The organism is Actinoplanes philippinensis, assembly GCF_900113015.1.
Taxonomy (GTDB): domain Bacteria; phylum Actinomycetota; class Actinomycetes; order Mycobacteriales; family Micromonosporaceae; genus Actinoplanes; species Actinoplanes philippinensis.
Genome location: NZ_FONV01000001.1, coordinates 287,610 through 301,687, shown reverse-complemented (window position 1 = coordinate 301,687; position 14,078 = coordinate 287,610). Strand labels below are relative to the sequence as shown.

The following is a 14,078-nucleotide window of genomic DNA, read 5'->3' as shown; positions in this document are numbered from 1 at the left end:
CCTTCGTGTCGAAGTCCTCCACCCAGGGTCCGTCAGCCGGTCAACCGGCGCAGCCCCGATCACGACCCGACCGGCCCCGTGCTCCCGCGAATCACCAGCCGGGTGGCGACCAGATCGGTGCCGGCGCCCGTCGGCTCGTCGTGGATCTGGCGCAGCAGCGCGTCCACGCAGCGCCGCCCGACCTCGGCGAAGTCCTGGTGGACGGTGGTAAGCGGGGGCAGATAGGACCCGGCGTCGGCGATGTCGTCGAACCCGACCACGCTGACGTCGGCCGGCACCCGCCGGCCACGCTCGTGCAGGGCCCGCAGCACGCCGAGCGCCATCTGGTCGTTGGCGGCGAAGATGGCCGTGCAGTCCGGGTCGGCGGCGAGCCGCAGCCCCGCGTGATAGCCCGAGTCGGCCGACCAGTCCCCGCGCTCGGGGGCCGGGACGGGCCGCCCGGCCTCCTCGAGGACCCGGCGCCAGGCGCCGGCGCGCCGCTCGGCGGCGAACGACTCGGCGGGGCCGGCGACGTGCCAGACGGTACGGTGCCCGAGCGCGAGCAGATGCCGGACGGCCTGCCGCGCCCCGTCGGCCTGGTCGGTGTCGACGACCGGGTAGCGGTCGCCCGCGTCGGAGTCGACGACGACCACGTGCACGCCGGGCGGGATGGCGACGGCCGACGCGTCGAGCAGGTGCACCTCGATGATCAGGACGACCCCGTCGACGGCGAGCTCACCCATCCTGGTGAACGCTCCCATGACGTTGTCCTGGGTGGCCGCGCCGACCGGGATGAGGGTTATCGCGTAGCCCTCGGCGGCGGCGTGGGTGGCGATCGCCTCGACCGTGCGGCTGTTGCCGATGGACGACAGCCCGAACAGGATGACGCCGATCGTGTTGAAGCGCCCGTAGCGCAGCGACCGGGCCGCGCTGTTGGGCCGGTAGCCGAGCTCGCTCATGGCGGCGAGCACGTGCTCACGGGTGGTGTCGACGACGCCGGCCGCGCCGTTGGCGACGCGCGAGACGGTCTGCGAGGAGACTCCGGCGAGGCGGGCCACGTCGGCCATGGAGACGCGCTGCTTGCGACGCCCGCCGGGGACGTCCGAGGCGGCACGGAGCCGGGGCGGTTCGATCGTGATCATCTCCTTGACCGTGATTTGTGGCCCGTGCCACTATACGGCAGTCATGTTTACGTAAACATGACGCTCATGTTTACGTAAACATCCTCGGGAGGGGGCAGGCGTGACCCGTCGTTCATGGATCGGGTGGCAATTCACCGGTCCGTTCCTCGCGGTCTTCGGACTGGTCTTCCTGGCGCCCATCGCGTATGCGGCTTACCTCAGCGTCTTCCGCACCAGACTGGTCGGCGGCACCAGCTTCGTCGGCTTCGAGAACTACACCAAGGTTTTCGGCGACCCGCAGTTCTGGGAGGCGCTCACCCGCGTCTCGCTGTTCCTGCTGGTCCAGGTGCCCATCATGCTGGGACTCGCCCTGCTGGTGGCGCTGGCGATCGACAGCGGCCGGCTCTACGGGGCCGGGTTCTTCCGGGTCGCGATCTTCCTGCCGTACGCCGTGCCGGCCGTGGTGGCCGCCCTGATGTGGGGCTTCCTCTACGGCACCCGGTTCGGGCTGGTCGGCAACATCAACGAGCTGTTCGGGATCACCCTGCCCGACCCGCTGTCGCCGGACCTGATCCTGGCCAGCATCGGCAACATCGTGACCTGGGAGTTCGTCGGCTACAACATGCTCATCCTGTACTCCGGCCTCCGGGTCGTGGACACCGCGCTCTACGAGGCGGCCGCCATCGACGGGGCCGGGCAGTTCCGGATCATCCGGGCCATCAAGCTGCCGGCGCTGCGGGGTCCGCTGGTGGTGGCCACCGTGTTCTCGATCATCGGCAGTTTCCAGCTGTTCAACGAGCCGCAGATCCTGGACACGCTGGCGCCCAACTCGATCACCACCTACTTCACCCCGAACATCTACGCGTACCAGCTGTCCTTCGCCGGGCAGCAGGTCAACTACTCGGCGACGGTCGCCCTGGTGATGGGTCTGGCGACCATGGTCGTGGCGTACCTGTTCCAGGGACGTGCCTTGAAGGGGGCGGCCTGAGTGTCCACCACGCCCACCGTCCGGGCGGCGGCGCAGAGCCCGGGCCGCTCCCGCAAACCGGTCACCGTACGGGCGTCGGTCAGCAGGCCACGCCGCAGCGTGACCCTCACGATCGTCACCGGCCTGATGCTGGCGTACACCCTGTTGCCGTTGATCTGGCTTCTGATCAGCTCGACCAAGACGCAGTCGGATCTGCTCGGCACGTTCGGCCTCTGGTTCTCCGGCGACTTCGCGCTGTTCGACAACATCGGGCGCGCGTTCACCTACCAGGACGGCATCTTCGGCCGCTGGCTGCTGAACACCGTGCTCTACGTGCTGGTCGGCGCCGGGGGAGCGACCCTGCTGGCGGCCCTGGCCGGCTACGGGCTGGCGAAGTTCGACTTCCTCGGCCGCCGGGCGGTGTTCGCCCTGATCCTCGGCGGCATCGCGGTCCCGCCGACCGCGCTGGCCGTGCCGACGTTCCTGATGTTCGCGAAGATGGGGCTGACCGACACCCCGTGGGCGATCATCATCCCGTCGCTGGTGTCGCCGTTCGGCCTCTACCTGATGTGGACGTACTCCAGCGAGGCCGTGCCCAACGAGATCCTCGAGTCCGCCCGGGTGGACGGCGCCGGCGAGTTCCGCAGCTTCTTCAAGCTGTCCCTGCCGTTGCTCGCTCCCGGCCTGGTCACGGTGCTGCTGTTCAACATCGTCGCGACCTGGAACAACTTCTTCCTCCCGCTGATCATGCTGAAGGATGCCGACCTCTACCCCCTCACGCTGGGTCTCTACCAGTGGAGCAGGCAGGCCACCACGGTCGGCGGCGACGTCGTCTACGACCTCGTGATCACCGGTTCGCTGCTCACCATCGTCCCCCTGACCGTGGCGTTCCTGCTGCTCCAGCGTTATTGGCAGTCAGGTCTGGCCGCGGGCAGCGTCAAGCAATAACGGAAGGGATTGCGTCAATGTCGATCACCCGCCGGCGCGCGCTCCTCGGCGCCGCCATGTCGATAACCCTGCTGGCCACCGGCTGTTCGAGCTCCGATGAGGGCACGGACGGCACGGCGGCCCCGACCAGCGTCTCCGAGGCCGACATCAAGGCCGCGCTGGACGCCGGGGGCACCATCAACGTGTGGGCGTGGGACACCACGATCACCAAGGTCGCCGCCGACTTCCAGACCAAATACCCCAAGGTCAAGGTCAACCTCACCAACGCGGGTACGGGCAACGACCAGTACACGGCCCTGCAGAACGCGATCACGGCCGGCACCGGTGTTCCCGATGTGGCGCAGATCGAGTACTACGCGCTCCCGCAGTTCGCGCTGGCCAAGTCGGTCGTGGACCTGAACACGTACGGCGCCGCCGCGCTCAACGGCACGTTCACCCCGGGCACCTGGAACGCGGTCCACGCCGGCGACAAGATCTACGGCTTCCCGATCGACTCCGGGCCGATGGCGCTCTTCTACAACAAGGAGGTGTTCGACAAGCACCAGATCGCGGTGCCGACCACCTGGGAGGAGTACGCGGCCGCCGCCGAGAAGCTGCACACCGCCGACCCGAAGGCGTACATCACCAGCGACTCCGGTGACGCCGGCTTCACCACCAGCCTCATCTGGCAGGCCGGCGGCAAGCCGTACCAGGTCAACGGCACCGACGTCACGGTCAACTTCGCGTCCGACCCGGGCGCCCAGAAGTTCGCGGCGCAGTGGCAGAAGCTGATCGACAAGAAGCTTCTCTCGCCGGTCCCGGGCTGGACCGACGAGTGGTACAAGGGCCTCGGCGACGGCACCATCGCCACCCTGGTCACCGGCGCGTGGATGCCGAGCAACCTGGAGAAGGGCGCGGCGCCCGCGAACGGCAAGTGGCGGGTCGCCCCGATGCCGCAGTGGGAGGCCGGCGGCAAGGCGACCGCGGAGAACGGCGGCAGCTCGCTCGCCATCCCGGAGAAGGGCGCCAGCAAGACCCTGGCGTACGCGTTCCTGAAGTACGCCGCGGTCGACGAGGGCGCGCAGACCCGCATCGACGACGGCGCGTTCCCGGCCACCACCAAGCACCTCGCCGCCCCGGAGTTCCAGAACAAGGAGTTCCCGTACTTCGGCGGCCAGAAGGTCAACGAGGTGCTCGCCGCCTCCGCCGGGCAGGTCGTCACCGGCTGGTCGTACCTGCCCTTCCAGGTCTACGCCAACAGCATCTACGGCGACACCGTCGGCAAGGCGTACATCGGCCAGGGCAGCCTGACCGACGGTCTGAAGGCCTGGCAGGACGCGTCGGTCAAGTACGGAACCGAACAGGGCTTCACAGTTAAATGACGCAAAGCAACGAGACGACCCGGCGCTGGCTTCGCCGCGCCGGGTCGGCGCGTCTGGAGTTCGGCGCGGACTACAACCCCGACCAGTGGCCCCGCGAGGTCTGGGACGACGACGTACGGGCGATGCGCGAGGCCGGCGTCACCATCGTCTCCCTCGCGATCTTCTCCTGGGCCCGGCTCGAGCCCCGCGACGGCGAGTACGACTTCGCGTGGCTCGACGAGGTGATGGACCTGCTGCACGCCGGTGGGATCGCCGTCGACCTGGCCACCGCCACCGCCTCGCCGCCGCCGTGGCTGACCCGCAAGCACCCGGAGATCCTGCCGGTGACGCGGACCGGCGAGACGCTCTGGCCGGGCGGCCGTCAGCACTGGCGGCCCACGTCGCCGGTCTTCCGGGAATACGCTCTCCGGCTGGCCGGTGAGCTGGCCGGTCGGTACGCCGCCCACCCGGCGCTGGTGGCCTGGCACGTCAGCAACGAGCTGGGCTGCCACAACGTCTACGACTACTCCGACGACGCGGCGGCCGCCTTCCGCCACTGGCTGCGGGCCCGCTACGGCACCGTCGAAGCGCTCAACCAGGCGTGGGCGACCGCGTTCTGGTCGCAGCGCTACGACGACTTCGAGGAGGTGCTGCCGCCACGGCTGGCCGCCTCGTACCCGAACCCGACCCAGCAGCTGGACTTCAAGCGGTTCTCCTCGGACGCGCTGAAGGACCACCTGATCGCCGAACGCGACCTGCTCCGGCGGTTCACCCCGGACGTGCCGGTCACCACGAACTTCATGGTGATGGGCGAGACGAAGGGGATGAACTACGCCGACTGGGCCGCCGAGCTAGACTTCGTCTCCAACGACCACTACGTGCTGCCCGGCCCGCAGGCCCGCGACGAGCTCTCCTTCTCGGCCAACCTGACCGGCAACATCGCCGGCGGGCGCCCGTGGTTCCTGATGGAGCACTCGACGAGCGCGGTCAACTGGCAGCCGGTCAACGTCGCGAAGAAGCCGGGCGAGCTGGAACGGGACTCGCTCACCCACGTCGCGCACGGCGCCGACGCGGTCTGCTACTTCCAGTGGCGCCAGTCGCGGGCCGGCGCCGAGAAGTACCACTCGGCGATGCTGCCGCACGCCGGAACCGACAGCGACGTCTTCCGCGACGTGGCCGCGCTGGGCGAACGGCTGCGGCAGCTGGCCCCGATCGCCGGCTCGCACCGGGCCCGGGCGGCCGTCGGCATCGTCTTCGACTGGGAGTCGTGGTGGGTGGCCGAGCACGACTCGCACCCCACCGAGCGGCTGCGCTACCGGCAGGAGGCGCTGGACTGGTACACGGCGCTGCTCGACGCCGGGATCCGGGTGGACGTGCTCCCGGCCGGCGGGCCGCTGGAGGAGTACCGGATGCTGATCGCCCCGATCCTGCACGTCGTCCCGGCCGCGCTGGCCGGCCGGCTGCGGGACTGGGTGAACGGCGGCGGGCACCTGGTCACCACGTACTTCTCCGGGATCGTCGACGAGAACGACCACGTCTGGCTCGGCGGATACCCCGGAGCGCTGCGTGAGCTGCTGGGCATCCGGATCGAGGAGTTCGGGCCGCTGCTCGACCACGAGAGCGCCGAGCTGGACAACGGCACGACCGGCACGATCTGGACCGACCGGATCGACGTGACCGGGGACGGGGTGGAGGTGCTGGCCCGGTACAAGACCGGGGACCACGCGGAACGGGCGGCGGTGACCCGGCGGCGGGTGGGACCCGGGTCGGCGGCGTACGTCTCCACCCGTCTCGGCCCGGACGGGATCGGCGCGCTGCTGCCCGGCCTGCTCGGCCCGGCCGGGGTGCGCAGCGAGCTGCCCGCCGGGCTGGGCGGCCGGGTCGAGCTGGCGGTCCGCGGCGACCACTGGTTCCTGATCAACCGCACCGATGAGCCGGTGGATCTCGGCGACCTGCCGGGCGCCGGGATCCTCCCGCCACGTGGGGTGACAGTCATCGGCAAGCAGTGAGGGGCCTGACCGGCCCCGGCCGGATGGGCCGGCCGGGGTCGGTCAGAGCGCGTTCCGCGGGATGAAGGCCGTGGCCTGTTCCGCGGCGGTCTGGACGATCTTCAGCAGACCGTTGTCGGCGACCACGTGGTGGCGCGGATAGTTCGTCGACCGGAGCACCAGTGCGGCGCCCTGTCGAATCGTCACGGGACAGAAAGTCGCGTCCTGGCGGAATAGCGCGGAGCCGTCGTTCCTGTCTAGCCGTATTTCGAAATTTCGATGGCGCAGATAATACCCGGGAAAGTTTACGGATTCGAGCGAGACACAGCTTCCGTCGCCGAGTCCGGTGCGTACCCGGAAGGCCGAGTCGGCGCTGCCGGACGCGCTCACCGCCTCCAGCCGGCCGCGGAAGTCACGGTGCCGCACCCGGTGCCCGGGCCGGTCGGCCGCCTCCAGCCCGACCGTCGATCCGACGCTTAGCCGGACCGGCGGCGGGGCCGGCGGCCGTGTCGTGGGCTGCGTCGTGGCGGGTGGTTTCGTGGTGGTTCGCGTCGCCACCGGCGACGTCTCCGGCGGTGCCGGATCAGGCGGTACGACAGTGTCCGGCGGCGTCGTGCTCGTGATCGACGGCTGCACGCTGACCGGCACCTCTGCCGAGGCCGGAGGCGGTGGGAAGGCCGGCAGGCCGTCATCCGGGGCGGACGGGACGGTGAACTCGGCGGCGACCGGCTCGGTGCCCCGGGAGGCGTCCAGGACCACGGCTATCGCGGCGGTCGCCGCGCAGGCGAGACAGAGGGCGGCGGCGAGGACGAGGCGGGGCCGCCACGTGCCCTCGCCACGCAGGCGGGGGAAGGGGTCGCGGGCGTACGGGGCGCTGGTGTGGGGGCGGGCGGTGGGCCGGATCGGCCCGGCGGCGCCGCCGCCGGGTGAATAGGGCGGAATCCAGCCGCCGACCCGTAGACCGTTACGGGCGTCGTCTTCCGGCATCAATTTCGCTTCCGTGGGGGATCGTTCACAGAGAATCACTTAAGGATTCGATAAGGATCTACACGCTCGGGGCATCTGAGGGCAAGAGGAAACGATGTCCTAATTTGTTGGGAGCGCTCCAATCGAACCGAACGGGCCGCACATCCGTATCACCGGCGTGGAGTCCTGCCGTGCGCCTCGAGGAGAGCTACGTGGACAGTCCTGCCGTCTCTGACACCGACCGCCCGGGTGGTGACGACCCAGCGGTCGTCGAGCTGGTCATCACCGGACCCTCCGAGAGCGGGCCGAGCCTGCCCGACATCTCCGAGTACTGGCCCGACGCGCCGCACCGGGTGGGGCCGCCCGCCGACCACTACGAGCCGGAGGGCGCCGAGGCGGTCCGTACCGAGCCGGCCTGGGCGCCCCGCGCCGCGACGCGCCCCGCCGAGCGTCCCACCGTCGAGCGGCCCACCATCGAGCTGCACCTGGCCGAGAGCCGCCGCCGTGCCGCCTCCGGCAAGCCGATCGCCGCCCTGGCCGCCGCGATTCTGCTGGCCGGCGGCCTGGCCTGGTACGCGACCCGCCCCACCGACCCGACCGCCGCCCCGGTGCTGACCGTCCCGACCGCGACCGGGCCGGCCGCCGAGGCCCCGGCCAACCCGCCGGTCTCCATCGGGACCAGCGCCCCGGCCGCCCCCGCCCCGGCCGCGGCCACCTTCGAGCTGGCCGACGGCACCACCGCCCTCGACGTGCGGATCGGCGACACCGGCGACGACTGGTTCCGGGTGTCCAGCCCGGTCGGCAGCGGCATCACCACCCGGACCGAGGTGCAGGGCGATCGGGTGCGGGTCTTCGTCACCGACGGCGCCGACCCGGGGACCGCCGAGGTCAACGTGGTGCTCAGCCCGGAGGTCACCTGGTCGGTGCTGATGCTCGGCGGCGTGCGTACCGCCGCCATCGATCTCTCCGGCGCGAAGGTCGGCCGGGTCGACCTGATCGGCGGCGCGGCCGCGATCGACCTGGCGCTGCCCCGGCAGAACACCGTCGTGCCGATCGCGATGACCGGCGGCGTCCGTGACTGGCGGGTCAGCACCGGCGGCCGCGCCCCGGTCCGGGCCGTCCTGGAGCGCGGCGCCGGTGTCGTCGACCTGTACGGCGACCGCAGGCAGGGCGTCAACCGGGGCAGCCGGTTCACCGCGGGCTCCGGTGGTGGCGGCATCAACCTGGTCGCGGAGAACGGCGTCGGCACCCTGACCGTGGCCGAGGGCCGGGACGGGGGCACAATCGCCGGGTGACACGAGCAGCAGGCGACGCGGCGCCACCCGAGACCTCCGTCTCCCTGGACCACTTCATCGGGCTCTACGAGGCCAAGGACGACCCGTGGGACGTGGCCACCAAGTGGCACGACCGGCGCAAGTTCGCGGTCACCGTGGCCAGCCTGCCGCGGGAGCGCTACCGCCGCTGCTACGAGCCGGGCGCGTCGATCGGCACGCTCAGCCGGATGCTCGCCGCCCGCTGCGACGAGGTGCTCACCACCGACAGCGTCCCCGAGGCCGTCGAGCTGGCCCGGCAGAACACCGCGGACCTGCCGAACGTGCGGGTCGAGCGGGCCGAGCTGCCGGCCGACCTGCCGGACGGCGTCTTCGACCTGGTCGTCATCGGCGACCTGCTCTACTACCTGTCCGGCGATGACCTGACCGCCACCCTGGACGGCCTGACCCGGCGCCTGGAGCCGGGCGGCGACCTGGTCTCGGTGCACTTCCGGGACCGTGCCGGCGGCAGCTACGACGGCTTCAACGCGCACCAGGCCCTGCTCGCCACGGCCGGTCTCGAGCACGTCGTGCACCACGAGGACGAGTGGTTCGTGCTCGACGTGATGCGCCGTTCGGACGACGCGGCGTAGCGGCGGGTCCGTCCCGGACGGGGGAATCCGGACACCCGATGAGGCGATTGCGGTGATCCGGCCGGTGCGCTGAGCCGCGATCGGATATGCGCGGTCGGTACCGTTCGTCCGGATGAGAAAGCTTGCCGCACTCGGCTGCCTGGCGACGGTCGTCGTCCTCGGTGGCTGCACCTCCGCCCCGTCCCGTCCCGCGCCGGCCCCGTCGGCCGGTCCGTCGGCGATCGGCTCGTCCACGTTCTACGTGGAGCCGGACGCGCCGGCCGTGCGGCAGGCGCGGGCCTGGCAGGCGCAGGGCCGCACCGCGGACGCGGCGGCGCTGCGGCGGATCGCCGAGGAGCCCAACGCGGTCTGGTTCGCCGACGCCGTCCCCGGCTACCAGAATCGGGTCCGGCGGCTGATCATGGCGGCGGGGGCGGCCGGGCGGACCGCGGTGCTGGTGCCCTACTGGGTGCCGCAGCGTGACTGCGGCGGCCACTCCGGCGGCGGCGCGCCCGACGCCGGGGCGTACCGGGCGTGGATCGCCGAGCTGGCCGCGGCCGTGCGCGGGCGCCCGGCGATCGTGGTGCTGGAGCCGGACGCCGTCCCGCACGTGCTGGACGGCTGCGTCACCGGTCCGGCCGCGCAGGAGCGGCTCACCCTGCTGCGCGAGGCGATCACGGCGTTCAAACAGGGCGAGGGGGTACGCGTCTATCTCGACGCGGGCCACCCGGGCTGGATCAAGGACGTGGACCGGGTGGCGTCGGCGCTGGCGGACGCCGGGGTGCACGACGCCGACGGGTTCAGCCTCAACGTGTCCAACTTCGAGACCACCGCGGACAACATCACCTACGGCACCGCGATCTCCGACCGGCTCGGCGGGAAGCCGTTCGTCATCGACACCAGCCGCAACGGCAACGGGCCGGCGCCGGTCGACGAGCGCGACGACGAGGGGCACTGGTGCAACCCGCCGGGCCGCGCCCTCGGGCCGGCGCCGACCGAGGACACCGGGGTGCCGCGCGTCGACGCGTACCTGTGGGTGAAACGGCCGGGGGAGTCCGACGGGGCGTGTCTTCCGGACGCCCCGCCGGCCGGCCAGTGGTGGCCCGAGTACGCCCTCGGGCTCGCCACCAACTAGCCGCCACCACCCGCTGTCATTCGACCCGGACCCAGCGGGCCTTCGAGGGCCGGGCGTCGCCGTCGACCAGGAACAGCATGTACCAGCCGGACGGCACGAGGCCGGGCTCGTCCGGCACGGACACCGTCACTCCGCCGGGCGTACGCCGTACCCCCAGCTCGATGGACCTTTGATCGACATCGGTGCCGTGGGTGACCGCGCTGGGCCGGACCAGCCGGGCCCCGGTGATCCGGTCGGCGTCGGTGGTCGCGTAGGCGGCGCTGCGCCCCCGCTTCACCGTCCGCGGCCCGCCACCGACCACCGGCCGTTCGCCCCGGAACAGGTACGGCGGACTGTAGATCTCGATCCGCTGCTCGAAGGTGCCCGGGTTGACGCCGGTGGTGTCGTAGATCGGGTCGCTGCCGAGCGTGACCACCCGGCCGTCCGGCAGCAGCAGCGCCTCGGAGTGGTAGTTGCGGCCCACGGTGGGCGCCGCCGCCTCGTGGAACACCTCCCGCCGCGGGTCGTAGAGCTGCGTGGTCAGCAGGTCGCTGCGGGCGCGCCCCTGGTACGGCCCGCCCCGGTACCCGGACGAGCCGCCGCTGGTGAACACCGAGTCGTCCGGCAGCACCACCGAGCTCAGGTACCGGGTGGGGGCGGGCAGGTCCGGGCCGGGCCGGTAGCGCGGCTCCTTCTCGTCGAGGTCGGCGATCGCGGTCCGGGCCGTGGCGACCGGCGAGTCGCCGACCTCGCCACCGCCCATGATCATCACTTTCTGGTCCTGGGCCGGCGGGAGCAGCACCGACGCGCTGGTCTCGGTCATCTGCGGATCCTCCAGGCCGGGCACGACCGCGAACTTGTTCTTCTCCACGTCCCACAGCCCGGGGGTGCGGCCCTCGGTGTCCGAGCCGTAGCCGGCGTTCGAGCCGGAGAAGAACAGCCGCTCGTCGCGGGTCAGGAACAGCGCCGGATAGGTGGGGAAGACCCGCTGCAGCTCGGGCGCGGCCACCCACTTGCGCTGCGCGACCTTGTAGCGCTCGTTGACGCCGGGCAGCATCCGGCCGAACTCGTCCAGCCCGGACACCGCCATCACGTCGCCGTTCGGCATCGTCGACAGGGTCGGGTACCAGCGGTGCTCGGTCATGTCGCCGGTACGGACGTAGCGCTCGGCGATCGGGTCGAACTCGTACGACGTCCGGTCCCCGCCGTACTCCTGCTTCTCCCGAGTGATCTTGTCGGAGATGCCGTAGAGGTTGCGGCTGTCGGCGCCGGTCAGCCCGGCGATCGAGTACTGCGCCGGCTGCGTGACGATCGGCAGGTCGCCCTCGTCGGCCGCGTCCACCCACACCTCGACCTCACCGGCGTGCACCATCGTCTGGCCGCCGTGCGACATCTTCGCGGCGGCCGGCACCGTCACGTCGGCCCGGGTCAGATAGGCGCGGCCGTTCCCGCCGAGCAGCCGGGTGCCCTTCGGGAAGGTGCGCGAGCCGTTGTCCGGCGACTCGTTCTTGATCTTCATGACGCCGGCGGCGTGCGTGATGTCCGCTTCCAGCACCTCGTACGACTTGGTGCCGCCCGCGACCAGCAGATTGCCGTTCGGCAGGAAGGTGTGGCCGCCGCAGAACAGGTCGGTGGGCGTCGGGATGTTCGTGAACGCGTCGGTGCGCGGGTCCCACAGGACCGTGCGGAACGTGCCGGCCTCGAAGTTGTCCCGGTTGTTGCCGGACCCGGCGACGATCAGGACCTTTCCGGTACGCAGCAGCGCCGCGTGGATGGCGTTGATCCGGAACTTCGCCGGCACGTCCAGGAGCGACCAGTGGCCGTACTGCTGCTTGTAGGACGGCCGGTTGATGCTGAACTCGTGGAAGCGCTCGGCGGCGAACACCACGATCGGCTTGTTGACCACGGCCACCGCCGCCATCAGGGGCAGCGACACCGCCATCGTGAACAGCCGGCGTGCCAGGGTGGGACGTCGTCGCGCAGTCATGCCGCGATTTCCATCATTATCGATTCCTTGTCGTCGTCGGTGACGGCCGGGGGAGTGCGGCCGAGCGCCTGCAGCGCCCAGATCGCCGGCGGGGTCAGGCAGAGGGCCAGGTTGAGCGAGGGCCACAGCCACATGAACCCGTGCGCGTGGCCGGTCACCGCGGCCACGGCCAGCAGAGCGGCATGGAAAACCGCCCACCGCAGATGGGTACGGAAGGTGAGCAGCCGGTCCGGGCTGGCCGAGTCACCCTTCGGCGTCACCACGAAACCGGCCCGCCGGCGGAGCACGGCCTGCAGGAACGAGGTGACGTAGATCGGCGCGCACAGCGTGGACAGCAGCATGCCGGTGAGACCGGACGAGCCGGCCTCCTCGTGCGGGCTGACGTTGTGCCGCCGGTTCCACAGATAGAGGCCGACCTGGAAGAGGGCGGCGTCGACGTAGAGCATCAGCCACACCTGCTGCGGCACCTGGACGCCCTGCACGCCCAGCACCACGTGCAGGGTCGCGGTGGCGGCGCCGAGCAGCCAGGCCACGGCGGTCAGCGGGTAGTACGCCATGAGCAGCGAGTAGTGCAGCGTACGGAGCAGGCCGAGCCGCGGGACCATCCGGGCGAACCCGGCCACGAACACCTCGTCGGTGCCCCGTGACCAGCGGTGCTGCTGGCTGAAGTAGTCGGTCCACGACGACGGTCCCTCGCCGACGGCCAGCACGTCCGGCGTGTAGACGGACCGCCAGCGCCGCCCGGTCGCCGGGTTGCGGCGCGCGTGCTGGGCCAGGCTGGTCGCCATGTCCTCGGTGATCGAGTCCTGCAGGCCGCCGATCGACCGGAGCGCGGCGATGCGGACCGCGTTGTTGGTGCCGACCAGCATCGGGATGCCCAGCCGGTTGCCGGCCCGCTGCAGCAACGAGTGGAACAGGTACTGCTGCGACTCGGCCCACCGGGTGATCACGTTGTCGTAGTTGCCGTAGATCTGCGGGCCGATCACGAACGCCACGTCCGGGTCGCGGAAGTAGCCGAGGAGCCGCTCGCAGAAGTTCTCCAGCGGCACGTGGTCCGGGTCGACCGAGACGAACACGTCGTACCGGTCGCCGTGCCGGTCCATCCAGGAGTTGTAGTTGCCGTGCTTCGTCTTCGCCTTGAACGCTCCGGCCGCGGTGTTCCAGTCCGGGACGCCCTTGCGGCTGAAGTGGTACGCGCCCACCCGCCGGCACATCGCCCGGACCTCGGGGTCGTCGCCCTCGTCGAGCAGCCACACGTCGAACGGGCCGGGATGCCGGATCCGCATGGCCGCCCGCAGGGTCTTCTCCACCATCTCGATCGGCTCCTTGCCGGGCACGATCGTGGTCAGGAAGGCCACTCGCAGCCGCTCGTCCGGCGGCACCGGCACCGGGTCCCGGGCCTGCAGCGTGGCCAGGCACAGGGTCACCACGTTGACCAGCCGGAACAGTTCGATCAGCGCGATCGCGCCGATCATGAACCCGGTGGTCAGGAACAGCCCGGTCTGCATCCGCCGGTCCGGCAGCTGGACCGCGGCGAGCAGCCATCCGAAGAAGGTGGCCTCGAAGGCGAACGCGAAGACCGCGATCAGCAGCGAGCGGACCGGGCGGCGACGGGACAGCGGGCGCAGCCGGACCCGGTAGCCGTCGCCGTCCGGGACGGGTTCGGCGTCGCCGGCGAGCCGGCTGAAACCGGGATAATCCGGCAGACGGGATACAACACTCTTTCCGGGCACAGAGGCAAGATAGCTAGAATTCGTAAAATCCGGGCATACCGTGTACCTCGTTC

The 14,078-nt window shown here is 71.0% G+C and carries 11 protein-coding genes; 7 read left to right on the top strand and 4 right to left on the bottom strand.

The window, feature by feature from the left end; genetic code table 11:
- Positions 1-59: 59 nt before the first annotated feature.
- A complete protein-coding gene (locus BM290_RS01340; RefSeq protein WP_239143323.1) occupies positions 60-1,121 on the bottom strand; it encodes a LacI family DNA-binding transcriptional regulator in 1,062 nt (353 codons plus the stop codon).
- Between the two features lie 100 nt (positions 1,122-1,221).
- On the opposite strand from BM290_RS01340, the gene BM290_RS01335 reads away from it, so the two are divergent.
- The 4 genes from BM290_RS01335 to BM290_RS01320 all read left to right on the top strand — a co-directional run bounded on the left by BM290_RS01335 (position 1,222) and on the right by BM290_RS01320 (position 6,364).
- On the top strand, positions 1,222-2,088 hold the full coding sequence (locus BM290_RS01335) for a carbohydrate ABC transporter permease (RefSeq protein ID WP_093609071.1): 867 nt from the start codon (positions 1,222-1,224) through the stop codon (positions 2,086-2,088).
- 126 nt (positions 2,089-2,214) lie between these two features.
- Complete coding sequence (locus BM290_RS01330) at positions 2,215-3,015, top strand: carbohydrate ABC transporter permease (RefSeq protein ID WP_093609838.1); 801 nt, start codon at positions 2,215-2,217, stop codon at positions 3,013-3,015.
- Between the two features lie 17 nt (positions 3,016-3,032).
- Positions 3,033-4,376 (top strand): ABC transporter substrate-binding protein, encoded by a 1,344-nt coding sequence (locus tag BM290_RS01325; RefSeq protein ID WP_093609069.1) that lies wholly within the window; start codon positions 3,033-3,035, stop codon positions 4,374-4,376.
- Positions 4,373-6,364 (top strand): beta-galactosidase, encoded by a 1,992-nt coding sequence (locus BM290_RS01320; protein WP_093609067.1) that lies wholly within the window; start codon positions 4,373-4,375, stop codon positions 6,362-6,364. The genes BM290_RS01325 and BM290_RS01320 overlap by 4 nt, the downstream gene beginning before the upstream one ends.
- A 42-nt stretch (positions 6,365-6,406) precedes the next feature.
- Here BM290_RS01320 and BM290_RS01315 read toward each other — a convergent pair whose 3' ends face one another.
- A complete protein-coding gene (locus BM290_RS01315; protein WP_093609065.1) occupies positions 6,407-7,330 on the bottom strand; it encodes an AbfB domain-containing protein in 924 nt (307 codons plus the stop codon).
- A gap of 170 nt (positions 7,331-7,500) precedes the next feature.
- On the opposite strand from BM290_RS01315, the gene BM290_RS01310 reads away from it, so the two are divergent.
- The 3 genes from BM290_RS01310 to BM290_RS01300 all read left to right on the top strand — a co-directional run bounded on the left by BM290_RS01310 (position 7,501) and on the right by BM290_RS01300 (position 10,326).
- On the top strand, positions 7,501-8,604 hold the full coding sequence (locus tag BM290_RS01310; RefSeq protein WP_093609063.1) for a hypothetical protein: 1,104 nt from the start codon (positions 7,501-7,503) through the stop codon (positions 8,602-8,604).
- Positions 8,601-9,212, top strand: coding sequence for a class I SAM-dependent methyltransferase (locus tag BM290_RS01305; protein WP_093609061.1), 612 nt, complete (start codon positions 8,601-8,603; stop codon positions 9,210-9,212). The genes BM290_RS01310 and BM290_RS01305 overlap by 4 nt, the downstream gene beginning before the upstream one ends.
- A 112-nt stretch (positions 9,213-9,324) precedes the next feature.
- A complete protein-coding gene (locus BM290_RS01300) occupies positions 9,325-10,326 on the top strand; it encodes a glycoside hydrolase family 6 protein (RefSeq protein WP_093609059.1) in 1,002 nt (333 codons plus the stop codon).
- Between the two features lie 16 nt (positions 10,327-10,342).
- On the opposite strand, the gene glxA is transcribed toward BM290_RS01300, so the two are convergent.
- Both glxA and BM290_RS01290 read right to left on the bottom strand, forming a co-directional pair.
- The gene (gene glxA, locus BM290_RS01295; protein WP_093609057.1) at positions 10,343-12,292 is read right to left on the bottom strand and encodes a radical copper oxidase GlxA; all 1,950 of its coding nucleotides are present in this window, start codon (positions 12,290-12,292) and stop codon (positions 10,343-10,345) included.
- Positions 12,289-14,025: a glycosyltransferase family 2 protein gene (locus BM290_RS01290; RefSeq protein WP_239143325.1), complete on the bottom strand. Its 1,737-nt coding sequence runs from the start codon at positions 14,023-14,025 to the stop codon at positions 12,289-12,291. The genes glxA and BM290_RS01290 overlap by 4 nt, the downstream gene beginning before the upstream one ends.
- Positions 14,026-14,078: the final 53 nt, after the last annotated feature.